19 protein-coding genes are annotated in these 22,532 nt (G+C 68.2%); 11 read left to right on the top strand and 8 right to left on the bottom strand.

The features are described 5' to 3' along the window. Window positions 1-33: 33 nt before the first annotated feature. Together rpsA and MUN33_RS08090 are read left to right on the top strand one after the other, a co-directional pair. The gene (rpsA, locus tag MUN33_RS08085) at window positions 34-1,500 is read left to right on the top strand and encodes a 30S ribosomal protein S1 (RefSeq protein ID WP_244804382.1); all 1,467 of its coding nucleotides are present in this window, start codon (window positions 34-36) and stop codon (window positions 1,498-1,500) included. A gap of 184 nt (window positions 1,501-1,684) precedes the next feature. Then, window positions 1,685-3,688, top strand: coding sequence for a glucose PTS transporter subunit IIA (locus tag MUN33_RS08090; RefSeq protein ID WP_244804383.1), 2,004 nt, complete (start codon window positions 1,685-1,687; stop codon window positions 3,686-3,688). Window positions 3,689-3,709: 21 nt separating this feature from the next. Here MUN33_RS08090 and MUN33_RS08095 read toward each other — a convergent pair whose 3' ends face one another. The 3 genes from MUN33_RS08095 to MUN33_RS08105 all read right to left on the bottom strand — a co-directional run bounded on the left by MUN33_RS08095 (window position 3,710) and on the right by MUN33_RS08105 (window position 6,745). Then, complete coding sequence (locus MUN33_RS08095) at window positions 3,710-4,306, bottom strand: YdhK family protein (RefSeq protein WP_244804384.1); 597 nt, start codon at window positions 4,304-4,306, stop codon at window positions 3,710-3,712. 158 nt (window positions 4,307-4,464) lie between these two features. After that, complete coding sequence (locus MUN33_RS08100) at window positions 4,465-5,391, bottom strand: MaoC family dehydratase (protein ID WP_244804385.1); 927 nt, start codon at window positions 5,389-5,391, stop codon at window positions 4,465-4,467. Window positions 5,392-5,404: 13 nt separating this feature from the next. Continuing rightward, window positions 5,405-6,745 carry a 3-oxoacyl-ACP reductase gene (locus tag MUN33_RS08105; protein ID WP_244804386.1) on the bottom strand — a complete coding sequence of 447 codons (1,341 nt, stop codon included), beginning with the start codon at window positions 6,743-6,745 and terminating at the stop codon, window positions 5,405-5,407. Window positions 6,746-6,989: 244 nt separating this feature from the next. On the opposite strand from MUN33_RS08105, the gene MUN33_RS08110 reads away from it, so the two are divergent. After that, window positions 6,990-8,303 (top strand): acetyl-CoA C-acetyltransferase, encoded by a 1,314-nt coding sequence (locus tag MUN33_RS08110; protein ID WP_244804387.1) that lies wholly within the window; start codon window positions 6,990-6,992, stop codon window positions 8,301-8,303. A 17-nt stretch (window positions 8,304-8,320) separates the two neighbouring features. Here MUN33_RS08110 and MUN33_RS08115 read toward each other — a convergent pair whose 3' ends face one another. Then, a complete protein-coding gene (locus MUN33_RS08115; protein ID WP_244804388.1) occupies window positions 8,321-8,707 on the bottom strand; it encodes a VOC family protein in 387 nt (128 codons plus the stop codon). Window positions 8,708-8,813: 106 nt separating this feature from the next. Between MUN33_RS08115 and MUN33_RS08120 the strand changes: the two genes are divergently transcribed. The 4 genes from MUN33_RS08120 to MUN33_RS08135 are packed head-to-tail and all read left to right on the top strand — an operon-like array spanning window position 8,814 to window position 12,510. Further along, a complete protein-coding gene (locus tag MUN33_RS08120) occupies window positions 8,814-9,245 on the top strand; it encodes a MarR family winged helix-turn-helix transcriptional regulator (protein WP_244804389.1) in 432 nt (143 codons plus the stop codon). A gap of 49 nt (window positions 9,246-9,294) precedes the next feature. Continuing rightward, on the top strand, window positions 9,295-9,879 hold the full coding sequence (gene coaE / locus MUN33_RS08125; RefSeq protein ID WP_244804390.1) for a dephospho-CoA kinase: 585 nt from the start codon (window positions 9,295-9,297) through the stop codon (window positions 9,877-9,879). A 5-nt stretch (window positions 9,880-9,884) separates the two neighbouring features. Then, window positions 9,885-12,014, top strand: a complete 2,130-nt coding sequence (gene uvrB / locus MUN33_RS08130; RefSeq protein WP_244804391.1) for an excinuclease ABC subunit UvrB — start codon at window positions 9,885-9,887, stop codon at window positions 12,012-12,014. A 49-nt stretch (window positions 12,015-12,063) separates the two neighbouring features. Continuing rightward, complete coding sequence (locus tag MUN33_RS08135; protein WP_244804392.1) at window positions 12,064-12,510, top strand: universal stress protein; 447 nt, start codon at window positions 12,064-12,066, stop codon at window positions 12,508-12,510. Between the two features lie 27 nt (window positions 12,511-12,537). On the opposite strand, the gene MUN33_RS08140 is transcribed toward MUN33_RS08135, so the two are convergent. The 3 genes from MUN33_RS08140 to MUN33_RS08150 all read right to left on the bottom strand — a co-directional run bounded on the left by MUN33_RS08140 (window position 12,538) and on the right by MUN33_RS08150 (window position 16,032). Continuing rightward, window positions 12,538-13,017, bottom strand: coding sequence for a nucleoside deaminase (locus MUN33_RS08140; RefSeq protein WP_244804393.1), 480 nt, complete (start codon window positions 13,015-13,017; stop codon window positions 12,538-12,540). 10 nt (window positions 13,018-13,027) lie between these two features. After that, window positions 13,028-15,337, bottom strand: coding sequence for a HelD family protein (locus MUN33_RS08145; protein ID WP_244804394.1), 2,310 nt, complete (start codon window positions 15,335-15,337; stop codon window positions 13,028-13,030). Between the two features lie 62 nt (window positions 15,338-15,399). Then, on the bottom strand, window positions 15,400-16,032 hold the full coding sequence (locus MUN33_RS08150) for an MBL fold metallo-hydrolase (RefSeq protein WP_244804395.1): 633 nt from the start codon (window positions 16,030-16,032) through the stop codon (window positions 15,400-15,402). A gap of 123 nt (window positions 16,033-16,155) precedes the next feature. Here MUN33_RS08150 and uvrA point away from each other — a divergent pair, with 123 nt between their 5' ends. Beyond that, window positions 16,156-19,002, top strand: coding sequence for an excinuclease ABC subunit UvrA (gene uvrA, locus MUN33_RS08155; RefSeq protein WP_244804396.1), 2,847 nt, complete (start codon window positions 16,156-16,158; stop codon window positions 19,000-19,002). Here uvrA and MUN33_RS08160 read toward each other — a convergent pair. Next, window positions 18,979-20,928, bottom strand: coding sequence for a DUF2339 domain-containing protein (locus tag MUN33_RS08160; protein ID WP_244804446.1), 1,950 nt, complete (start codon window positions 20,926-20,928; stop codon window positions 18,979-18,981). The two genes, uvrA and MUN33_RS08160, sit on opposite strands and share 24 nt — an antisense overlap. 287 nt (window positions 20,929-21,215) lie before the next feature. Between MUN33_RS08160 and infC the strand changes: the two genes are divergently transcribed. The 3 genes from infC to rplT all read left to right on the top strand — a co-directional run bounded on the left by infC (window position 21,216) and on the right by rplT (window position 22,469). After that, window positions 21,216-21,737 (top strand): translation initiation factor IF-3, encoded by a 522-nt coding sequence (infC, locus tag MUN33_RS08165; RefSeq protein WP_244804442.1) that lies wholly within the window; start codon window positions 21,216-21,218, stop codon window positions 21,735-21,737. Window positions 21,738-21,789: 52 nt separating this feature from the next. Next, on the top strand, window positions 21,790-21,984 hold the full coding sequence (gene rpmI / locus MUN33_RS08170; RefSeq protein WP_038548938.1) for a 50S ribosomal protein L35: 195 nt from the start codon (window positions 21,790-21,792) through the stop codon (window positions 21,982-21,984). A gap of 101 nt (window positions 21,985-22,085) precedes the next feature. Further along, window positions 22,086-22,469 (top strand): 50S ribosomal protein L20, encoded by a 384-nt coding sequence (gene rplT, locus MUN33_RS08175; protein WP_244804397.1) that lies wholly within the window; start codon window positions 22,086-22,088, stop codon window positions 22,467-22,469. The last annotated feature ends 63 nt before the right edge of the window (window positions 22,470-22,532 follow it).

A 22,532-nucleotide genomic window follows, 5' to 3' on the forward strand; every position in this document is an offset into this window, starting at 1 on the left:
CTAAGAACAATCCGTCTCGGAGCAACTTCACATATGCCCACCAACAACGTTCCTCAGGTAGCCGTCAACGACATCGGCTCCGCTGAGGATTTCCTCGCCGCAGTCGACGCCACCATCAAGTACTTCAACGACGGTGACATCGTCGAAGGTACCGTCGTCAAGGTCGACCACGACGAGGTCCTGCTTGACATCGGCTACAAGACCGAGGGTGTCATCCCCTCCCGCGAGCTGTCCATCAAGCACGATGTCGATCCCGGCGAGGTCGTCGAGGTCGGCGACGAGGTCGACGCCCTGGTCCTCACCAAGGAGGACAAGGAAGGCCGCCTGATCCTGTCCAAGAAGCGCGCACAGTACGAGCGCGCCTGGGGCACCATCGAGGAGCTCAAGGAGAAGGACGAGCCGGTCACCGGTACCGTCATCGAGGTCGTCAAGGGCGGCCTCATCCTGGACATCGGTCTGCGCGGCTTCCTCCCCGCCTCCCTCGTCGAGATGCGTCGCGTCCGCGACCTCCAGCCGTACATCGGCCAGGAGATCGAGGCCAAGATCATCGAGCTCGACAAGCAGCGCAACAACGTCGTGCTGTCCCGGCGGGCATGGCTCGAGCAGACCCAGTCCGAGGTCCGCTCCGAGTTCCTGCACCAGCTGCAGAAGGGCCAGGTCCGCAAGGGTGTCGTGTCCTCCATCGTCAACTTCGGCGCCTTCGTCGATCTCGGCGGTGTCGACGGCCTGGTGCACGTCTCCGAGCTGTCCTGGAAGCACATCGACCACCCGTCCGAGGTCGTCACCGTCGGTGACGAGGTCACCGTCGAGGTGCTCGACGTCGACCTGGACCGCGAGCGCGTCTCCCTGTCGCTGAAGGCCACCCAGGAGGATCCGTGGCGCGTCTTCGCCCGGACCCACGCGATCGGCCAGATCGTCCCGGGCAAGGTCACCAAGCTGGTTCCGTTCGGTGCGTTCGTCCGCGTCGAGGAGGGCATCGAGGGCCTGGTCCACATCTCCGAGCTGGCCGAGCGCCACGTGGATGTCCCGGACCAGATCGTCACCGTCGGCCAGGAGCTCATGGTCAAGGTCATCGACATCGACCTCGAGCGTCGCCGCATCTCCCTGTCGCTGAAGCAGGCCGACGAGGACTTCGCCGAGGAGTTCGACCCGTCCAAGTACGGTATGGCCGACTCCTACGACGAGCAGGGCAACTACATCTTCCCGGAGGGCTTCGACTCGGAGACCAACGAGTGGATGGAAGGCTTCGACGAGCAGCGTGAGGCATGGGAGGCCCGGTACGCAGAGTCCGAGCGTCGCCACAAGATGCACGCCGCCCAGATCGAGCGTCACCGTGCCCAGGCTGCCGAGGCGGACGAGGCTGCCGACAACGGCTCCTACTCCAGCAACTCGGACAAGCCGGCCGCCGCTGTCGAGGAGGCCGCCTCCGACGCCGGTTCCCTGGCGTCCGACGAGCAGCTCGCCGCTCTGCGCGAGAAGCTCGCCGGCTCCGGTGAGTAGTAGTACCGGTACCGTCGCCTGAGCTGCGGTCACGACCCGGCCCACCCCGATCACGGGGTGGGCCGGGTTTTCGGTGTGCGTCCTTTCCCCCTTATTTTTTGGCGGATCAGGTTCTATGATGTGACGTAGCCCGCTCGACAGCAGCGGTGTCGACACATCTCACCTGACCAAGGGGGACCCACTCATGGCCTCTGCGACAACAGACACCTCCCGGCACATCCTCAAGGAGGTCGGAGGGGCGGACAACGTCTCCTCCCTGACCTACTGTGCCACCCGACTCCGTTTCGACCTCGTTGACCGGTCGGTCGTCGACCGGGACGCACTCGACAGCGACCCCGCGGTGCTCGGCGTCGTGGAACAGGGAAGTACCGGACTCCAGGTGGTGATGGGTGGTGGGGTCGCCGACTACTACAACGCGATCGTCAAGGAACCCGGGATGGGGGACGCCGGGGCGGAGAGCAGGTCGGCGGCGAAGAAGGAGTACGGCGGGGTCCGCGGCCGGTACGACTGGGTCAACTACAGTTTCGAGTTCCTGTCCGACACCTTCCGTCCGGTGCTGTGGGCACTGCTGGGTGCCTCACTCATCATCACGATGCTGGTCCTGGCGGACACCTTCGGTTGGCAGGACTTCCGGGCGGACATGGCGGACCAGCCGGACGGCTACGTGCTGCTCCACGCCATGTGGCGGTCGGTCTTCTACTTCCTCCCGATCATGATCGGCGCCACCGCCGCACGGAAACTCGGGGCCAACGAGTGGGTCGGTGCAGCGATCCCCGCGGCGCTGCTGACCCCGGAGTTCCTGTCCCTGGGTGCCGCGGGGGACACGGTCGACATCTTCGGCGTCCCGCTGGTGCTCAACGACTACTCCTCGCAGGTGTTCCCCCCGCTGATCGCGGCGATCGGGCTCTACTGGGTGGAGAAGGGGCTGAAGAAGATCATCCCCACCGCCGTCCAGATGGTGTTCGTGCCCTTCTTCTCCCTGCTGATCATGATACCGGCCACGGCGTTCCTGCTCGGGCCGTTCGGCATCGGCATCGGTAACGGCATCTCCGACTTCCTGCTGTGGCTCAACGGGGTCTCCCCGTTCATCCTGGCGGTGATCATCCCGCTGATGTACCCGTTCCTGGTGCCGCTGGGCCTGCACTGGCCGCTGAACGCCATCATGATCCAGAACATCGCCACCCTGGGCTACGACTTCATCCAGGGGCCGATGGGTGCGTGGAACTTCGCCTGCTTCGGCGTCGTCGCCGGCGTCCTGTACATCTCCTTCCGCGAGAAGAACAAGGGGATGCGGCAGGTGTCGTTGGGTGGCCTGATGGCGGGTCTGTTCGGCGGCATCTCCGAACCCTCGCTCTACGGTGTGCTGCTCCGGTTCAAGAAGACCTACGCCCGACTGCTGCCGGGATGTCTGGTGGGCGGCCTGATCATCGGGTTCTTCGACGTCAAGGCGAGCGCCTTCGTGTTCACCTCCCTGCTGACGTTCCCCGCGATGGACCCGTGGGGCGGTTACCTGCTGGGGATCGCCGCGGCCTTCGCCACCTCGATGCTGCTCGTCGTGTTCTTCGACTACCGGGGCAAGGACGAGAAGGCGGAGGTCCTCGCCGGCATTGCGGCGGAGCGGGAGGCGGAGGACGACGGGGCGTCGTCGGGTACCACGGAAACCGCGCCGGCGGCCGACGCCGTGAAGCCCGCGCTGCGGCCAGGTGCGGTCACCGTGGTCACCGCCCCGGTGGACGGTGCGGCGCTGCCGCTGTCGGAGGTCGCCGACCCCGCCTTCTCCTCCGGGGCCCTGGGGCAGGGGATCGCCGTGGACCCGACCGGTGACACCGTGGTGGCACCGGCGGACGGGAAGATCCTGACCGTCCAGAAGACCGGCCATGCGGTGGGTCTGCGCCTGGACAGCGGCATCGACCTCCTGATCCACATCGGTATCGACACGGTGAAGATGGAGGGCGCAGGTTTCGAGGTGCTCGTCGAGAAGAAGCAGCGGGTGACGGCAGGTACGCCGTTGATCCGGTTCGACGCGCAGCGGATCAAGGACGCCGGCTACTCGGCGGTGACCCCGGTCGTCGTGGTGAACACGAAGCGGTTCTCGACCGTGGAGGGGATCCCCGCCCCGGCGGTCGCCGTCGGCGACGACATCATCACCGTCACCGCGAAGGCGGAGGAGTCGCTGCCCGCCACGTAGGCCGGGTCGCCCGGGGCGGGGCTACTCCGCCGGGCGGATCTCGCTCTCGGTGACCCACTTGTGGTTGGTCATGGTCCTCCCGTCGGCCTCGTAGTCGACCATGTAGACGGTCTCGTCGGTGGAGCTGTCGATCGTCGCCTCGGCCCCGTCCATCCCCGGCATGTGGTCGGCGGTGAGCGTGACGGTCGTACCGTCCTCGAGGCGTCGGTCGCCGGCGTCGGCCAGTTCCTCCTGGACGACCCACTTGTGGTCGACCACCGGTGCGCCGCCGTCGGTGGGGGTGTAGGACACGGAGTAGGTGTAGGTGTCGAACGCCCCGGCGATCGTGGCGGTGGCGCCGTCCATCCCCGCCATGTGGTCGGCGGTCAGGACGACGTCGGTCCCGACCGGGTAGGTCGGGTCGGCGGCCTCGATGATGCCCTCGGGGGCGGGGCCTCCGTCCGCCGGGTGGTCCATGTGCCCGGCGTCGTGACCCTGGTGGTCCATGCCGGTCATAGGGGTGGTGGAGGTGGCCGACTCGGTCGCGGTGCTGTCGTTCTGGTCCGAGCTGCAGGCGGACAGTGACAGGGCGCCACCGACAACGGCTGCGACAGTGAGGGTGGTCAGACGTTTCTTCATGGGGTCCCGCTTTCCGGTCGAAGGAATGTATACCCCTAGGGAGTATACTCCGGTTGTCGCGGCTCACCCCCGTCTGCGTGGGGTGGGGACGACGGAAGCCCCGCACACGTCCGTGTGCGGGGCTCGTCCGGGTCGCCCAGGGTGTGCCGGGGTCGGGGTTAGGCCGGGGTGACCTCGGCCACGGCGTGGAGGGTCTCCAGCTTCGAGGCCTTACGCAGCTGGATCTTCCAGGTGTCGCCGTCCTTCTCCGTGAAGTAGGCGACCTTGGTCGGCAGGACGATCGGCTTGGCGAACTCCACCGAGTACCTGCCCGCGGCGGGCAGCAGACCTTCCAGTCCGCTGAGGATGCGTGCCGCGGACCACATGCCGTGGGCGATCGTCGCGGGGAAGCCGAATGCCTTGGCTCCCAGCGAGGACACGTGGATCGGGTTCTTGTCGCCGGAGGCGTCGGCGTAGATCCTGATGCCGGCCTGGTCGACCGGCCAGACCGCCGTCGGCGTGGGGTCCGCCGGGATCTCGGGACGCTCGAAGAGCGAGCCGGTGTCCTCGTTCCGCGCCGCCACCGTGGCGTCCGCGGACGACGAGAGCTTGGCACCCTTGGCGAGGAAGCCGGACGTCTGCCGCCAGACCGGGGTGTCGGCGTCCTCACCCTCCACGAAGACCTCGGTGACCATGTCGATCAGCAGGCCCTTGCGGTGCCGGCGCAGGTTCTCCGCATGGGTCCGGATGTGCAGGACGTCGTCCACGGTCAGCGGGCGGGACTGCTCGATGACGTTGGTGAGGTGCACGCCGCCGACGGCGTTGAAGGGGAAGTCGTCGGTCGACATCACTTTCATCACCAGGGCGAACGAGATGACGTACGGGTAGGTGTACGGCAGCTCGTTGCCCAGGCGCAGGCCGGTGGCGTCGGCGTAGGCGGCGAGGTGGGGGATGTCGATGGTGACGCCCCTGACCTCGAAGCCCGTCGACGGGTCCTTCGTGGCTGACCGCTTCGCGCCGACGACGGGGACCATGTTCTTGGCGGCACCCTTGTACTCGGCCATCAGGTCGGGGATGGCGGGGAGCTCCTTGTAGGTGACAGTCACGGTGGGTTCCTTCCTAGGCGCCGAGCAGGTTCTGCCCGCAGACGCGCACGGTGTTGCCGGTCACGGTGTTGGAGGCGTTGCCGGCGAAGTAGGCGATCGTCTCGGCGACGTCCACCGTGTGGCCGCCCTGGGCCAGCGAGTTCAGACGACGGCCGACCTCGCGGGTGCCGAAGGGCATCGCGTCGGTCATCGCGGTCTCGATGAAGCCCGGGGCCACGGCGTTGACCGTGATGCCCCGGTCGGCGAGCTCCTCGGAGAAGGAGTCGACGAGACCCACGACGCCGGCCTTCGTGGTGGCGTAGTTGGTCTGGCCGCGGTTGCCCGAGATGCCGGCCATGGAGGACACACCGACGACACGGCCGCCGTCGGCGAGGCCACCGTTCTCGAGCAGGCCCTCGGTGATACGGACCGGGGCGACGAGGTTGATGTTCTGGACCATGTTCCACCGGCCCTCGTCCATGTTGGCCAGCAGCTTGTCCCGGGTGACACCGGCGTTGTGCACGATGATGTCGACCTTGCCGCCGTGACGCTCCTCGGCGTGGGTCCTGATCTTCTCGGCGGCGTCCGGTGCCGTCACGTCGAGGGGGAGCGAGGAGCCCTTGACCTCGTTGGCGGTCTCTGCGAGGCCCTCACCGGCGGCGGGGATGTCCACGCAGACCACCTTGGCGCCATCACGGCCGAGGACCTTGGCGATGTCCGCGCCGATACCACGGGCGGCACCGGTGACCACGGCGATCTTGCCGGCCAGCGGTGCGTCCCACGACTCCGGTGCGGTGGAGGCGCCGCTGGAGACGCGGATGACCTGGCCGTCGACGAAGGCGGACTTGCCGGACAGCAGGAAGCGCAGGGTGGACTCGACGCCGCTCAGGTCGGACGAGGAGGTCTCCGGCGAGACGTAGACCAGCTGGGCGGTGGCGCCACGGCGGAGTTCCTTGGCCACCGACCGGGTGAAGCCTTCGAGGGAGCGCTGCACGATGTGCTCGTCGCGGTCGTCCACCAGTTCGGGGGTGGTGCCGATGACGACGAGGCGGGCGCAGGGCAGGAGCTTGCGCATCTGCGGGTTGAAGAAGTCGAAGAGCTGGTGGAGCTCCTCCGGCTCGGTGATACCGGTGGCGTCGAAGACCAGTGCCGCGCGCTTGGCGTCCGCGCTGTGGTCGATGAACTGGTAGTCGTTGCCCAGGAGGGGCTTGATGCCGGAGACCACGCGACCGGCACCGCCGACGACGACGGGGCCGTCCAGTGCCGGCTCACCCTTCTTGTAGCGACGCAGCGGCTCACCCTGGGGGACTCCGAGCTTGCCGGCGAGCCCTGAGTTGACGACCTGGTCGAGCAGGCCCTTGTTGGAGGAAGACAACGTTCGTAACTCCTTGGTAGTGGATCCGTTATTCGAAAGCGTACCTACGGCCGCCCGAACAATGTATGTTCACATTTGTACCCTAGTGTGTGACCCCGAACCACGTCTCAAGATTCCGTGACGGGGGTTACACAAAATTTCAGGGGCCGGACCAGACGGGACCGTGCCGGTAAACTTCCCGGGAACGTCTGGCAGACACCACGACCCACGACGACACGACAACACACGATGGAGAGACATCCAGATGACTACTTCGCCTCGTAAGGTCGCCATCCTCGGCGGCAACCGCACCCCCTTCGCGCGGTCCAACAAGGAGTACGCGAACGCCTCCAACCTGGACATGCTGACCGCCGCCGTCAATGGTCTGGTCGCGCGGTACGGCCTGCAGGACGAGCAGCTGGGCATGGTCGTCGCCGGAGCGGTCCTGAAGCACTCCCGCGACTTCAACATGACCCGTGAGGTCGTCCTGGGCTCGGCACTGAGCTCCGAGACCCCCGCCTTCGACATCCAGCAGGCCTGCGGCACCGGCCTGGCCGCGGCCGTGCAGGTCGCCGACGCCATCGCCCTCGGCCGCATCGACGCCGGTATCGCCGGTGGTACCGACACGACGTCCGACGCGCCGCTGGCGGTCAACGACGAGCTGCGCAAGACCCTGATCAAGGTGAACAACGCCAAGACCACCGGCGAGATGGTCAAGCTCCTGGGTACCGTGCGTCCGTCCCAGATCGCCCCGGACCAGCCGCAGAACGGCGAGCCCCGTACCGGCCTGTCCATGGGTGACCACGCCGCCATCACCGCCCGCGAGCTCAACGTGGCCCGTGAGGACCAGGACGAGCTGGCCGTCGAGTCGCACCAGAAGCTCGCCGCGGCGTACGACGAGGGGTTCTTCGAGGACCTCATCACCCCCTTCCTCGGCGTGCAGCGGGACACGAACCTGCGTCCGGACTCGTCGCTGGAGAAGCTCGCGAAGCTCAAGCCGGTCTTCGGCAAGAAGGACGCCGCCGCCCACGGCACCCAGGCCACGATGACCGCGGCAAACTCCACCCCGCTGACCGACGGTGCCTCGGCGGTCCTGCTGGCCTCGGAGGAGTGGGCGGAGCAGCACAACATCCCGGTCCAGGCGTACCTGGTGGACTCCGAGACCGCCTCGGTGGACTTCCTGCACGGGCGCGACGGCCTCACCCCGGACGGTCTGCTGATGTCCCCGACCTACGCCGTGCCGCGACTGCTGGAGCGTAACGGCCTGGCCCTCCAGGACTTCGACTTCTACGAGATCCACGAGGCCTTCGCCTCCCAGACCCTGGCCACGCTGAAGGCGTGGGAGTCCGAGGACTACTGCCGTGACCGGCTGGGTCTCGACGCCCCGCTGGGTGCCATCGACCGCGCGAAGCTGAACGTCAAGGGCTCCTCGCTGGCCGCCGGCCACCCCTTCGCCGCGACCGGTGGCCGTATCCTCGCCACCGCCGCGAAGATCCTCGAGCAGAACGGTGGCGGCCGGACCCTGGTCTCCATCTGCGCCGCGGGCGGGCAGGGCATCACCGCCATCATCGAGCGCTGACAGGAGGTCTGGGGGAGCTACCGGGCCCCGTGCACGGTCACCCGGTAGCCGTCGGGGTCCACGACGGTGAACTGGGTGCCGAAAGGACCGTCGAAGGGTTCCGCGACCACCGTCGCGCCGGCGTCGACTGCGCGACGGTGGACGGCGGAGGGGTCGTCGTCATGGAACCACACGCCCGTGCCGTGCCCGGGGAAGGGGGTGGCGGCGTCGAGGTCGGTGCCGGGGAAGGGGCGACGCACGGCGAAGGCGGCCGAGCCCGCACCCGTGCCGAAGACCACGGCGTCCGGTGAGGGGGCGGGTACCTGGGGAAGACCGATGACGTCGGTGTAGAAGGCGGCGGCACGGTCCAGGTCGCGGACCTGGAACGAGATGAAGTCGGGTCCGGTGGCGGATGGTGTCGACACGGGTGTATCTCCTCGGGTTCTCGGAATGGGTTCTCGGAATAAGTGTCAAGAACATGACACTGGGCACAGTGTGGACCCGTCTCGCACTCTGTGTCAAGATATTGACATGAACAGCAGCGCAACCGCCGATTCGCTGGCGGTCACGGTCAAACAGGTCCAGTCGCTCCTCCACCAGGCGATGGACCGGCGGTTACGCCCCCTGGGGCTCACCGTCACCCAGTTCGCCTGCCTCCGCGCCCTGCACGGGAACCCCGGGATGTCCGGTGCGGAGCTGGCACGCCGGTTGTTCGTGTCCCGTCAGTCGATGAACGGCGTCGTCACCGGCCTCGAGGAACGGGGGTACATCGACCGCTCGACGCCACCGGGGCCCCGTCGTGACCGGGCGGCGACCCTCACGGACGTGGCGGTGGCCCGGCTCAGGGAGGCGGAGACGGCGGTGGCCGACGTCGTGGACGGGATGTACCGCGGCATCCCCGACGCCGAGCTCGCGGACACGCTGCGGGTTCTCACGAGGGTGGCCGGCAACCTCGGAGGATGAGCGACGGAGGATGAGCGGCGCCGGGGGTACCCGCGCTATCCTGGGGTCCATGCGCATCATCGGCCTGACAGGCGGAATCGGTTCCGGGAAGAGCACGGTGGCAGAACGGCTCCGGCAGAAAGGGGCGTTCGTGGTCGACGCGGACAAGGTCGCCCGCGAGATCGTCGAACCGGGCCAACCCACGCTCGCCGAACTCGCCGGCGCCTTCGACGGGATCCTCACCACCGACGGGTCGCTCGACCGCGCGGAGCTGGCACGGCAGGCGTTCGCCACGCCGGAGGCCACGGACACGCTCAACTCCATCACACACCCACGGATCAGGGCACGGACCTCCGAACTCTTCCGGGAGGCCGAGGCCGCAGGACATGACGTCGTCGTCTACGACATGCCGCTGCTCATCGAGAACGGGGAGGTGGACACCGTCGACACCGTGCTGGTCGTCGACGCCCCCGACGACCTCCGGGTCAGGCGTCTCGTCGAGTCGCGCGGCCTGGACGAGGACGACGTCCGCCGGCGGCTCGCCGCCCAGGTCGACCGGGAGACGAGGCTGGCTGCCGCGGACGTCGTCCTCGACAACAGTGGCGACCTCGAGTCACTGGTCGCCCAGGTCGACGCGTTCTGGGAAGGGCGGTAGCGGCCATGGCCTTCGCGGCAGAACACCCCGTCCTCTCCGAATCCGAGTTCCGCCCGGTCGGGGAGGTGGAGCGCACCGACTCCCGGTTCGAGGTCATCAGCGAGTATGAGCCGGCCGGCGACCAGCCCGCCGCGATCAAGGAGCTCGATGAACGCCTGAACCGGGGCGAGCGCGACATCGTCCTGATGGGTGCCACCGGAACAGGGAAATCCGCCACCGCGGCGTGGCTGATCGAGCAACAGCAGCGCCCCACGCTGGTCATGGCCCCCAACAAGACGCTGGCGGCGCAGCTGGCCAACGAGCTGCGTAGCCTGTTGCCCAACAACGCCGTGGAGTACTTCGTCAGCTACTACGACTACTACCAGCCCGAGGCGTACATCGCGCAGACGGACACCTACATCGAGAAGGACTCGTCGATCAACGACGACGTGGAACGGCTCCGTCACTCCGCGACGTCCAACCTGCTGTCCCGTCGCGACGTCGTGGTCGTGTCCTCGGTCTCGTGCATCTACGGCCTGGGCACGCCGCAGTCCTACCTCGACCGGTCCGTGGTGCTCAAGGTCGGCGAGGACGTGGAACGTGACCGTTTCCTGCGGCTCCTCGTCGACATCCAGTACGACCGCAACGACATCTCGTTCACGCGCGGGGCGTTCCGGGTGAAAGGGGACGTCGTCGACATCATCCCCGCCTACGAGGAACTGGCGGTGCGTGTCGAGTTCTTCGGGGACGAGATCGACAGCCTCTTCTACATCCACCCGCTGACCGGGGACGTCATCCGGGAGGTCGAGGAGGTCCGGATATTCCCGGCGACCCACTACGTGGCCGGTCCCGAGCGCATGGAGAAGGCGATGGAGGACATCCGCGCCGAACTCGAGGAACGTGTCGCCGAACTGGAGGGCCGGGGCAAGCTGCTGGAGGCGCAGCGCCTCCGGATGCGGACCGAGTACGACCTGGAGATGATCCAGCAGGTCGGTTACTGCTCGGGTATCGAGAACTACTCGCGCCACGTGGACCAACGTGAGGCCGGGTCGGCACCGGCGACGTTGATCGACTACTTCCCGGAGGACTACCTCACCATCATCGACGAGTCGCACGTCACCGTCCCGCAGATCGGGGGCATGTTCGAAGGCGACATGTCGCGTAAGCGCAATCTCGTCGACTTCGGGTTCCGCCTGCCCAGCGCGCTGGACAACCGGCCGCTGACGTGGGAGGAGTTCGACGACCGCAAGGGCCAGTGCGTCTACATGTCCGCCACGCCGGGGGACTACGAGATGGCCGCTGCCGGTGGCGAATTCGTCGAGCAGGTCATCCGGCCCACCGGACTGGTCGACCCCAAGGTCGAGGTCCGGCCCACCGAGGGCCAGATCGACGACCTGATCGAGCAGATCCGGCAGCGTACCGGGAAGCAGGAACGCGTGCTGGTCACCACCTTGACGAAACGCATGGCCGAGGACCTCACCGACTACCTCCTGGAACACGGCGTGCGGGTGCGCTACATGCACTCGGACATCGACACCCTGCGGCGCGTCGAACTGCTCCGCCAGCTGCGCCTGGGGGAGTACGACGTGCTGGTGGGGATCAACCTGCTGCGGGAGGGGCTGGACCTCCCGGAGGTGTCCCTGGTGGCCATCCTCGACGCGGACAAGGAGGGCTTCCTGCGGTCGGAGCGCTCGCTGGTGCAGACCATCGGGCGTGCGGCCCGCAACGTCTCCGGTGAAGTCATCATGTACGCCGACAAGATCACCGACTCGATGCAGTACGCGATGGACGAGACCGAACGTCGGCGCGCCAAGCAGATCGCCTACAACGAGGAGCACGGGATCGACCCGCAGCCGCTCCGCAAGGCCATCGCCGACATCCTCGACCAGGTGTACGAGAACCGGGGCGACGGGGGAGACGGGGAGACCACGGGCGTCGGTGCGGACCTCAATGTCGCGGCCGGTGAGACGGCGACGGGTGGTGACCAGGACACCGGGTCGATGGCCCGCCCCGAGCTCGAGAAGCTCATCGGCGACCTCACCAGCCAGATGCAGGACGCCGCACGGGAGCTGAAGTTCGAACTCGCCGGCCGTCTGAGGGACGAGATCGCCGACCTGAAGAAGGAACTGCGAGGCATGATCGAAGCGGGGATCTGACTGGGGTAGGCTTCGTGTGGAAACCATCCGCGACCACAGAGGGCTGGCAGTGAGCGATAGCACAACCTACGAGACCATCGTCGTCGGAACCGACGGATCATCGTCATCCGTCCTGGCGGTGGAGAGGGCAGCAGCACTGGCCGCGGCATTCGGCGCCCGGCTCGTCATCGGCTGTGCCTACTACAAGAACGCCGAATCAGCGGTGAAGGCCATCCGGATGGACTCGAAGACGGTGGTCGGCGACGATCCCGCCCAGGAGAACCTGACCGCCGCTGTCGCCGCCGCGGAGGCGGTGGGGGCGACGAACATCTCCACCGCCGTGAAGGAAGGCGCCCCGGTGGACGCGCTCATGGGCATCGTCACCGACGAGTCGGCGGACCTGCTCGTCGTCGGCAACCGCGGCATCAACTCGCTGACCGGACGCCTGCTCGGGTCCGTGCCGGCGGACGTCGCACGGCAGTCCGACTGCGACGTGATGATCGTCCACACGGTCTGACGGCCACCGCGCCCGTCACCGCACCGGTCACGGTCGGTGCAGCTCACGCACCTCGCGGGCGAGTTCGGGGTCGGGGCCGTCGGCCACGGCCCCGGGGACGACGTCGGTAATCCCCAGCGGTGCCACCGGTGCGGCCGGCCGCCCGTCCTCACGGGCCCACGTGGCGAACTGCCCGGCCGACGAGGCGTACACGATCCGTCCGAGACCGGCCCACCCGTGTGCGGCCGCGCACATCGGGCAGTGCTCCCCCGAGGTGTACACCGTGCAGCGGGCCCGCTCCCGCACCCCGAGGTTGGCGAGCGCCCACCCGGCCGCGGTGAACTCCGGGTGGAGCAGCGGACTGCCACCGGTGACGACCCGGTTACGGTCGGAGAACAGGACCTCGCCGTCCCCATTGACCAGCACGGTGCCGAACGCCTCGTCGCCGGCCCGGCGAGCCTCCCGTGCACGGTCGACGGCCAGCCGAAGGAAGCCACGGTCACGGTCGGAGATCCCTGATTCGCCCATGACCACCTTCCTACCAGGGTACCGGGAGGTCGTGCACGAGGGTGAGGCCCTGCGTCGCGCGGGTCACGGCCACGTAGAGGTCGTTGAGCCCCTGGGGGGACCCGTCGGCGATCTCCACCGGTTCGACCAGGACCACCTCGTCGAACTCGAGTCCCTTGGCGCCGTTGACGTCGGACACCAGCACCGTGTCGGTGCCGTGTGCCTGCTGCAGGGCGGTGACCCGCTCCGGGGCGGCGATGACGCCCACCAGCCCGTCGTCCGCTGTCTCGCGGGCCCGGGCCACCGCCTCGGCGAGCTCGGTGGTCGGGAACTCCCGGATGCCTGACCCGGTCTCCCGCAGACAGGCGGGGGCCTCCTGGCCGGGCGAGACCTCGGCGAGGATACGGGCGGCGATGTCCGAGATGTCCGAGGGCGTCCGGTAGTTCACGGTGAGCTCGTGGAGCCTCCACCGGTCCTTGACGAACGGTTCCAGGGCGCCCGCCCAGTCCTCGACGCCGGCGGGGCTGCCGGTCTGCGCCGGGTCACCGACCAGGGTCATCCACCGGTTGGGGGAGCGACGGAAGATCATCCGCCACGCCATGGCGGACAGCTCCTGGGCCTCGTCGACGATGACGTGGCCGAACGCCCAGGTCCGGTCGGCCGCAGCCCGTTCGGCCGTGGACATCGACGACCGGACCCGTTGGCGCTCGGCGAGCTGCTCGGCGTCGATGACGTCGTAGGCCATCAGGATCTCCGCGTCGGTACCGTCGTCGAGGTCCTGGTAGGCGGAACCGCTGAGGATGTCGAGCGCCTCCTGGGCTTCGTCGACCTGGGACTGCCACCGGCGGCGCTCCTCGGCCTCCGCCTCCTCGGCCTCCGCCTCCTCGGCACCGGCGATGCCCAGGATCTCGGCCAACTCGTCGAGCAGCGGGGCGTCCGCCTCGGTCCAGTCGTCCGGCCTGTCCTCGCGGAGCAACGATTCGCGGGTGAGCTCGTCGTAGTCGGCCGCGGCCGAGTCCACGGCCTGGCGGGAGCCGTACAGTCCGGCGAGGACCTCCTCAGCCGTCAGTTCCGGCCAGAGGGCGTCGACGGCCTCGGCGACGTCGGATTCCTCGGCGAGGTCGGCCCGGAGTTGCTCACGGTCGGCGGGGGTCAGCAGGTTCTCGCCGCCGAGCGGGTCGGCGCCGATCGAGTCGGCCATGGCGTCGCGCATCAGGTCGAGGACCGCGTCCCGGAACCGGCCGCGGGCCAGGTTGTGGGGACGACGCGTCCGGCGGGCGCGGGTGCGGGCCTGGCGGGCGATCTGCGGGGTCAGCGACACCGTGACCCCGTCGATGAGGAAGTCGAGACTGCTCTCCGGGACGGTCTGCAGGTCACGCACCGCCTGGCCCAGGATCTCGAGCATTTCCAGGGATCCCTTGACCTCCTGGGCGGTCAGACTCTCGGCCCCGAGGGGGCGTGCGGTGACCCCGGGCAGCAGGGACCCGGGGGTGGCGAGGACCACGCCGGTCTCACCGAGACTCGGGAGGACCTGCGAGATGTAGTCGAGGAACCGCGGGTTCGGCCCGATGATCAGGACGCCGGTGTTCGACAGCTGTTCACGCCAGGTGTACAGCAGGTAGGCCGTCCGGTGCAGTGCCACGGCGGTCTTGCCGGTCCCCGGTCCCCCCTGCACCACCGTCACCCCGCGGTGCTCCTCGCGGATGATGCGGTCCTGCTCGGCGACGATCGTGTCGACGATGTCGTGCATGTGCCGGTCCCGGGCGCGGTTCACCGCGTGCAGGAGCGCGCCCTCCCGGGCGACGGACCCGTCATGTTCCCCGTGCGGGGGCAGGTCACCCCCCGAGAGTCGTTCGTCGGCGACCGCCGTCACCGTGCGGCCCCGGGTCCGGATGTGCCGCCGGACGTGGACCCCTTCGGGGTGGAGGGTGGTGGCCAGGTAGAAGGGGCGGGCCAGCGGGGCCCGCCAGTCCATGAGCAGGGTCCTCATCTCGTCGTCCGCGGTGTGCAGGCCGATCCTGCCGATGTACCGACGGTCGAGGGCGGGTTCCCCGGGGACGTCGGTGACCGGGTTCTCCGGCTCGTCGTCGTCGACGTCGATTCGTCCGAAGAACAGCCCGATCTCCGCCGCCGAGAACTCGTCGAGCCGACCGGCGACCTCGTGGGTCTCGTGGTCACGTTCGAGCAGGGTCTGCGGCTGGTCGATGTCCGCCCGGCGGCGCTGCGCCGTACGCAGCCGCTCGGTGAGCCGTTCGCGGGCCTCGTCGACGACGGCGAGCAGGTCGTCGAGGTGCTCCTGCTCGGCAGCGAGGTCGGGGTGCTCGGTGGGGGTGGCGCTCATGGTCTCCAGGATCTGTCGAAGGGTGTCCGTCGCTCGCGCAACAGATCGACCATTCTACGCCGTCACCACCCTCGTTCGAGCCACTCCCCGAGGTGCGGACGCTCGGCGCCGATGGTCGTGCCGGCACCGTGGCCGGGATGCACGCGTGTGTCGTCCAGGAGGGTGAAGCAGCGGCGTGCGACATCGGAGGTCAGTGACGCGAAATCCTCCGGCGTCGCGGTCTTGCCGACGCCCCCGGGGAACAGGCTGTCCCCGGAGAACAGGTCGTCGGGGCCGTCGGCCTGCGGGACGAGCACCCCCAGACCGCCGGCGGTGTGGCCGCGCAGGAGGATCAGCTGCATGCCGAGCGCGTCCAGGGCGGGGGACGAGGTGGTGAAGGGTTCCGGGGCGTCGTCGTCCGGGTGGTGCCCCCAGGTCTGGTCGACGGAGGCTGGCAGTTCCGGTGCGTCCTGGACCGAGGCGTGGTGGCGTGCGCCGGTGGCGGCGAGGACCTCCTGCAGTGCCCCGACGTGGTCGTGATGGCGGTGCGTGGTCAGGACGTCGGTGATCCTCACACCCGCGTCCGCGGCGACGGAGAGCAGTCGCCCGGCCTCGTCGGCCGCGTCGATCAGAAGGGCGTCACCCCCGGCGCTGACCAGGTAGCAGTTGTTGCCCATCGGACCTACTGTCGTGGTGGTGATCTGTGCGGAAGCCATGGCCCCCACCCTAGCGGGGCCGTCGGTGTGACGGTAGCGGCCTTTTCGACTATCCGTTCGACCGGGAGGGGGTCTTGACGTACGATGGCGACGCAGTGACGAACTTCCATGAAGGAGAACCGGGTGGCTGAGATCCTCACCGTGCGTGGAGCGCGGGAACACAATCTGCAGGGCGTGGACATTGACCTGCCGCGCGAGCGGATGATCGTCTTCACCGGGCTGTCGGGCTCGGGGAAGTCATCGCTGGCCTTCGACACCATCTTCGCCGAGGGGCAGCGCCGCTACGTGGAGTCCCTGTCGTCCTATGCACGTCAGTTCCTCGGCCAGATGGACAAGCCCGACGTCGACCTCATCGAGGGGTTGTCCCCGGCGGTGTCGATCGACCAGAAGTCGACCAACCGCAACCCCCGGTCGACGGTGGGCACGATCACGGAGATCCACGACTACCTCCGCCTGCTGTTCGCCAGGACAGGAGTAGCCCACTGCCCGGAATGCGGTGAACGCATCGAGGCGCAGACCCCCCAGCAGATCGTCGACCAGATCCTGGAGATGGAGGAGGGGCTGAAGTTCCAGGTGCTCGCCCCGGTGGTGCGGACCAGGAAGGGCGAGTTCGTCGACCTCTTCGAGAACCTCGCCGCGGAGGGGTACTCCCGCGTGCTCGTCGACGGGGAGACCCACCGGTTGTCCGACCCGCCGACCCTCGAGAAGCAGGTCAAGCACGATATCGACGTCATCGTCGACCGACTCCAGGTCAAACCGTCCCAGAAGCAACGCCTCACCGACTCCGTCGAGACCGCACTGCGGCTCGCGGACGGGCGGGTGGTCATCGACTTCGTGGGCCTCGACGACTCCGACGAGAACCGGTACCGCCGCTTCTCGGAGCACATGGCCTGCCCCAACGGACACCCGCTCGCCATCGACGAGCTGGAGCCACGGAGCTTCTCCTTCAACAGCCCGTACGGCGCCTGCCCGGTGTGTGACGGGCTCGGGACCCGTCTGGAGGTCGACGAGCAGCTGATCATCCCGGACGAGGACGCGCCCCTGCTGACCGCTGTCGCGCCGTGGGCGTCGAGCCCGAACCACAAATACTTCGACAAGCTTCTCGCGGCACTCGCCGAGAACATCGGGGTCGACCCCAGGACCTCGTGGGCGGAGCTCACCAAGAAGGAGCGCAAGGCGGTCCTCCACGGACATCCCGAGGAGATCACCGTCCGCTACCGCAACCGGTACGGCCGGTCACGCCAGTACTCGGCGCCGTTCGAGGGCGTCATGCCCTACCTTCACCGCAAGATCGACCAGGCCGAGAGCGAGCACCAGAAGGAGCGCTTCCTCGGTTACATGCGCGAGGTCCCCTGCACGACGTGCGAGGGGACGCGTCTGCGCCCGGAGATCCGGATGGTCACCATCAGCTCGGAGCTCGGCGAGAAGTCGATCGCCGACGTCTCCGACCTGAGCATCGAGGAGGCCAGTGAGTTCCTGGACCGGTTGAGCCTGTCCAGCCGCGACGAGATGATCGCCGGGCGGGTGCTCAAGGAGATCCAGGCGAGGTTGACCTTCCTGCTCGACGTCGGCCTGAACTACCTCAACCTGTCGCGTGCGGCGGCGACGCTGTCGGGCGGCGAAGCCCAGCGCATCCGTCTGGCCACCCAGATCGGTTCGGGTCTGGCCGGCGTGCTCTACGTCCTCGACGAACCGTCCATCGGACTGCACCAGCGGGACAACAAGCGGTTGATCAGGACACTGCAGCATCTGCGGGACCTCGGCAACACCCTCATCGTCGTCGAACATGACGAGGAGACCATCAGGACGGCCGACTGGCTGGTCGACATCGGGCCGCGTGCCGGCGAGTACGGCGGGCGGATCGTCTACGAGGGCGAACCGGACGGCATCCTCGAGGCCGAGGAGTCGCTCACCGGTCAGTACCTCTCCGGAAAGAGGCTGCTCGCCGTGCCCGACGAGCGTCGGCCGGTCGACCGGTCCCGGACGATCACCGTGCACGGGGCGACCGAGAACAACCTCAAGAACGTCACGGTCAGTTTCCCGCTGGGTATCCTGACCTGCGTGACCGGTGTCTCCGGTTCGGGGAAGTCCAGTCTGGTCAACGGCATCCTGGCCCAGGTCCTCGCCAACGAGCTCAACGGTGCCCGCCAGGTTCCCGGACACCACCGTAAAGTCACCGGACTGGACCAGCTCGACAAACTGGTACGGGTGGACCAGAGCCCGATCGGCCGGACACCCCGGTCCAACCCGGCGACCTACACCGGTGTCTTCGACAAGATCCGGACCCTCTTCGCCGAGACAACCGAGGCCAAGGTCCGTGGCTACAAGGCGGGGCGTTTCAGCTTCAACGTCAAGGGCGGGCGCTGTGAGGCGTGCCGTGGCGACGGCACGCTGAAGATCGAGATGAACTTCCTGCCGGACGTCTACGTCCCGTGCGAGGTCTGCGACGGTGCGCGGTACAACCGGGAGACCCTCGAGGTCCACTACAAGGGGAAGACGATCTCCGAGGTCCTGGACATGCCGATCAGTGAGGCGGCGGAGTTCTTCGCCCCGATCACCTCGATCGCCCGCTACCTCGACACCCTGGTCGACGTCGGGCTCGGCTACCTGCGGCTCGGCCAGGCGGCCACCACGTTGTCCGGTGGTGAGGCGCAGCGCGTGAAGTTGGCCAGTGAGCTCCAGAAACGGTCCAACGGACGGACGGTCTACATCCTGGACGAGCCGACCACGGGCCTGCACTTCGAGGACATCCGCAAACTGATGCTGGTGATCCAGGGGCTGGTGGACAAGGGCAACACCGTCCTGGTGATCGAGCACAACCTGGACGTGATCAAGGCCGCGGACTGGGTCGTCGACATGGGCCCGGAAGGTGGCGCCGGTGGCGGCACCGTGGTGGCCGAAGGCACCCCCGAGGACATCGCCGGCGTGGAGGCGTCCCACACCGGGTCATTCCTCCGCGAGCTGCTCTGACCGGGCGGACTCCGCCGGTGCTGTCTCCGAGGGCTGGGTGTGGGCGCCACGTCGGCGTTCCCGGGCGATCGCCGCGCCCAGGAGGATCGCACCGCAGATGATGAAGGCCGCGACCTGGATCAGGCCGGAGAGCGCCGAGAGATCGTAGAACACCAGTTTCGCCGCGGCCAGCAGCGCCAGCGCGAGACCGGTGTTGCCGTTGCCGCGGGCCAGCATCGTCACACCGAGCCCCATCCAGGTGACGGAGGTGACCAGGTGACCGGCCATGAAGGCGACGTCGGTGTCGCTGACGGTGACGGAGAGCAACGGGATCGCGGAGCTCACCAGGACCAGCAGGAGCCCGGCGAGGCCGACCGCGATCTCCGTCGGTGCCCCGAGCGACCGCGACCGTGCCAGCGCCAGTGCGCCGGGGACGGCCAACAGCAGCAGGACGGGCCACATCAACGCGGGGGAGGCCTCGGACGGGCCCCACGCCGGGACGGCACGGGGGAGTGCGTAGGCGAGTGTGACGGCGAAGACGATCCACACCAGCGGCACGGGCAGGTGGTCCGACAGCAGAAGCAGGACCGTGGCCAGTGAGAGCAGGGCGATCATCCACCACAGGGCCCCGCCGGCGTAGGGGTCGTCCTGCCTGACCATCAGGAGGGCGACGATCCCCGCGATGCCGCAGCACAGTGCCGCCTGGCGGGTCGCGGACGGTGAACCGGCGGCGTCGGTCGGACGGTCGGGCGCGGACCGCAGGGACGTCCCTGACAGCACGGCGCCGGCAGCGGCGTAGGCGACCGGTGCCCCGGCGACCACCAGGCAGGCGACCGTCGTCGCCGTCATCCCGAGGTCGCCGGCACCGTCGGCGATCAGGAGCACGACCGGGAGCGTCGACACCGGGAGCCACCGGGATGCGGCGGACAGCGTCGCGGTCTGGTACGGCGCGGACGAGCCGAGCAGGCACATGACGGCGACGCCGGCGAGCGCGCTCGCGACCAGGGCGGTGTGCTGGCCGGCGCTGAACAGGACGACGGCCCCGATACCGAACACGACGGCCGAGGACAGGGCGGCCGCCGGCCATGCCCGGTGCCAGGTCGTTGCGGCACCGATGAGGGCGACGACGGTGAGGGAGAGGGCGTCGAGCCGGGAGGAGTCGGTGACCTGCAGGAGATGGAGGATGGCCGGGGTGAGGAAGACGGTCCCGGCGAGCAGCAGGATCACGGCGAGCGGTTGGCGTGACCAGGCCCAGGCGGTGATCATTCCCGAGCCGGCGATGCCCGCGACCAGGACCACACCCGGGCCGGGGTCGAGCCACCCCAGACCGAACACCAGCACCCAGAGGTCGGTGAACATCCCGAGGACACCGACACTGATCAACGCGGGGGCGGTCGGGCCGTCGGGACTGCGTCGGTGGACCGCGAACCCGCCGACGACCAGCAGCAGGCAGAGCACGGCGGCGCCGGAGACCGCGCTGGCCGGGCCGAGCCAACCCCGGCTGAACGCCTGGACCGCGAGGAAGACCAGTCCGATCACCGTGATGACGGCGCCGAGGACCGACACCCCGAGGGTGACCTTGTCCTTGTCCTCCAGGAACCGGGCGAGTGGGCCGGGGGTCGCAGGTACCGGAGGGGCCGGCGGGAGTGGAGCGGCCGTCGGGACAGTCGGGCGGTGGCGGGTCTCCGGGGGCACTGTGGGGGTCGTGGGGGCTGGGGGCGCCGGCGGTGCACTCGGCCAGTTCGCGGGACGCGGGGTGCCGGGTACCGTCGACGGTGGCGACGTCGGAGACGTGGCCGACGGCATCTCCAGGCGTGCCAGCAGTTCCGTGGTGAGACGGACGGTCTCGCGGTGCGCCTCCTCGGACCGGCGGAGTGACGCCTCGAGGCGCTGCCGGAGCAGGTCGGTGTCCAGCGGCTCGTCGTCGGACGGGTACATCCTGTTCATGGTCTGAAACTACCAGGCGGGGCCCGGTCCGTCGCCGGGTTTGTGCCTGGGCAGGTAGGCTGCTAGTGTTGGCGTCACTACCGCCTGTCAACGATGTCAGGCTGCAAGTGGAGTCACTCCCACCTGAGACCGCCGATCCGGCAGGGCTCGGGTCACCGGAACGGTCAACGGCAACCGCAGTGCGGGTATGTCCTGACCGTCCGAGGTGCGGTACAGAAGTATCGTCCGGGGGGACAACACTCGCAGTACGCGGTACAAGTTTCTACCACTGCTACTGAGGAGTTCTCATCAGCGCACAAGCTCGCATAAACGACCGGATTCGAGTCCCCGAGGTCCGACTGGTCGGTCCGGGTGGCGAACAGGTCGGTATCGTCCGAATCGACGATGCACGCAAGCTGGCCTATGACGCGGACCTCGACCTGGTCGAGGTTGCACCGAACGCCAAGCCGCCCGTGTGCAAGATCATGGACTTCGGCAAATTCAAGTACGAGCAGGACCAGAAGGCCCGCGAGTCACGCAAGAACCAGCAGCAGACCGTGGTCAAGGAGCAGAAGTTCCGCCCCAAGATCAGCGACAACGACTACGAGACGAAGAAGTCCAACGTGGTCCGGTTCCTGGAGAAGGGGTCCAAGGTCAAGGTCACCATCATGTTCCGCGGACGGGAGCAGTCCCGCCCGGAACTGGGTTTCCGGCTGCTCGAGCGGCTGGCGGACGATGTGCGTGAGTTCGGCGTTGTTGAGACCCGTGCAAAGCAGGACGGTCGCAATATGACGATGGTGCTGGGACCTGTCCGCAAGGGCAAGAAGTAGTTCCCCGACCTCACCGGTCGGCACCTACCCACGAAGAAGTTAAGGATCCACGATGAAGCAGAAGACCCACAAGGGCACCGCCAAGCGCATCAAGGTCACCGGTTCCGGCAAGCTGCGTCGCGAGCAGGCGAACCGTCGCCACCTCCTGGAGGGCAAGCCCTCCAAGCGCACCCGTCGCCTCAAGGGCACCGAGGACGTTGCACCGGCGGACGTCAAGCGCATCAAGCGCCTGCTGGGCAAGGCCTGAGCGCCTCCACCGTCTCGACTCGTATCCAGTAATTCCAGGGGTCACCGGGCAACCCGGAACATCCCGAGTATCAAGAAGCTAGAAGATAAGGACGTCCCACCATGGCACGTGTCAAGCGCTCAGTGAACGCGAAGAAGAAGCGCCGCGAGATCCTCAACGAGGCCTCCGGCTACCGCGGCCAGCGCTCCCGCCTGTACCGCAAGGCCAAGGAGCAGGTCCTCCACTCCAAGACCTACGCGTTCCGCGACCGTCGCGCACGCAAGGGTGAGTTCCGCAAGCTGTGGATCCAGCGTATCAACGCCGCCGCCCGCGCGAACGACATCACCTACAACCGTCTGATCCAGGGCCTGCGTCTCGCCGGCATCGAGGTCGACCGGAAGAACCTCGCCGAGATCGCCGTCTCGGACCCGCAGGCCTTCACCGCCCTGGTCGCGGCTGCCAAGGCTGCCCTCCCCGAGGACGTCAACGCACCGGCGTCCAACTAAGGACCCTGCGTCCCACCGCGCCACCGTCTCCGTGTACCCCACGGGCGGTCGGCGCGGTTTCTG

Source organism: Corynebacterium kalidii (assembly GCF_022869005.1).
GTDB classification, from domain to species: Bacteria; Actinomycetota; Actinomycetes; order Mycobacteriales; family Mycobacteriaceae; genus Corynebacterium; species Corynebacterium kalidii.

Coding starts and splice junctions, on each gene's coding strand:
- rpsA (WP_244804382.1), top strand. CDS start 34: ATGCCCACCAACAACGTTCCTCAGGTAGCCGTCAACGACATCGGCTCC.
- MUN33_RS08090 (WP_244804383.1), top strand. CDS start 1,685: ATGGCCTCTGCGACAACAGACACCTCCCGGCACATCCTCAAGGAGGTC.
- MUN33_RS08095 (WP_244804384.1), bottom strand. CDS start 4,306: ATGAAGAAACGTCTGACCACCCTCACTGTCGCAGCCGTTGTCGGTGGC.
- MUN33_RS08110 (WP_244804387.1), top strand. CDS start 6,990: ATGACTACTTCGCCTCGTAAGGTCGCCATCCTCGGCGGCAACCGCACC.
- MUN33_RS08120 (WP_244804389.1), top strand. CDS start 8,814: ATGAACAGCAGCGCAACCGCCGATTCGCTGGCGGTCACGGTCAAACAG.
- coaE (WP_244804390.1), top strand. CDS start 9,295: ATGCGCATCATCGGCCTGACAGGCGGAATCGGTTCCGGGAAGAGCACG.
- uvrB (WP_244804391.1), top strand. CDS start 9,885: ATGGCCTTCGCGGCAGAACACCCCGTCCTCTCCGAATCCGAGTTCCGC.
- MUN33_RS08140 (WP_244804393.1), bottom strand. CDS start 13,017: ATGGGCGAATCAGGGATCTCCGACCGTGACCGTGGCTTCCTTCGGCTG.
- MUN33_RS08145 (WP_244804394.1), bottom strand. CDS start 15,337: ATGAGCGCCACCCCCACCGAGCACCCCGACCTCGCTGCCGAGCAGGAG.
- MUN33_RS08150 (WP_244804395.1), bottom strand. CDS start 16,032: ATGGCTTCCGCACAGATCACCACCACGACAGTAGGTCCGATGGGCAAC.
- MUN33_RS08160 (WP_244804446.1), bottom strand. CDS start 20,928: ATGAACAGGATGTACCCGTCCGACGACGAGCCGCTGGACACCGACCTG.
- rpmI (WP_038548938.1), top strand. CDS start 21,790: ATGAAGCAGAAGACCCACAAGGGCACCGCCAAGCGCATCAAGGTCACC.
- rplT (WP_244804397.1), top strand. CDS start 22,086: ATGGCACGTGTCAAGCGCTCAGTGAACGCGAAGAAGAAGCGCCGCGAG.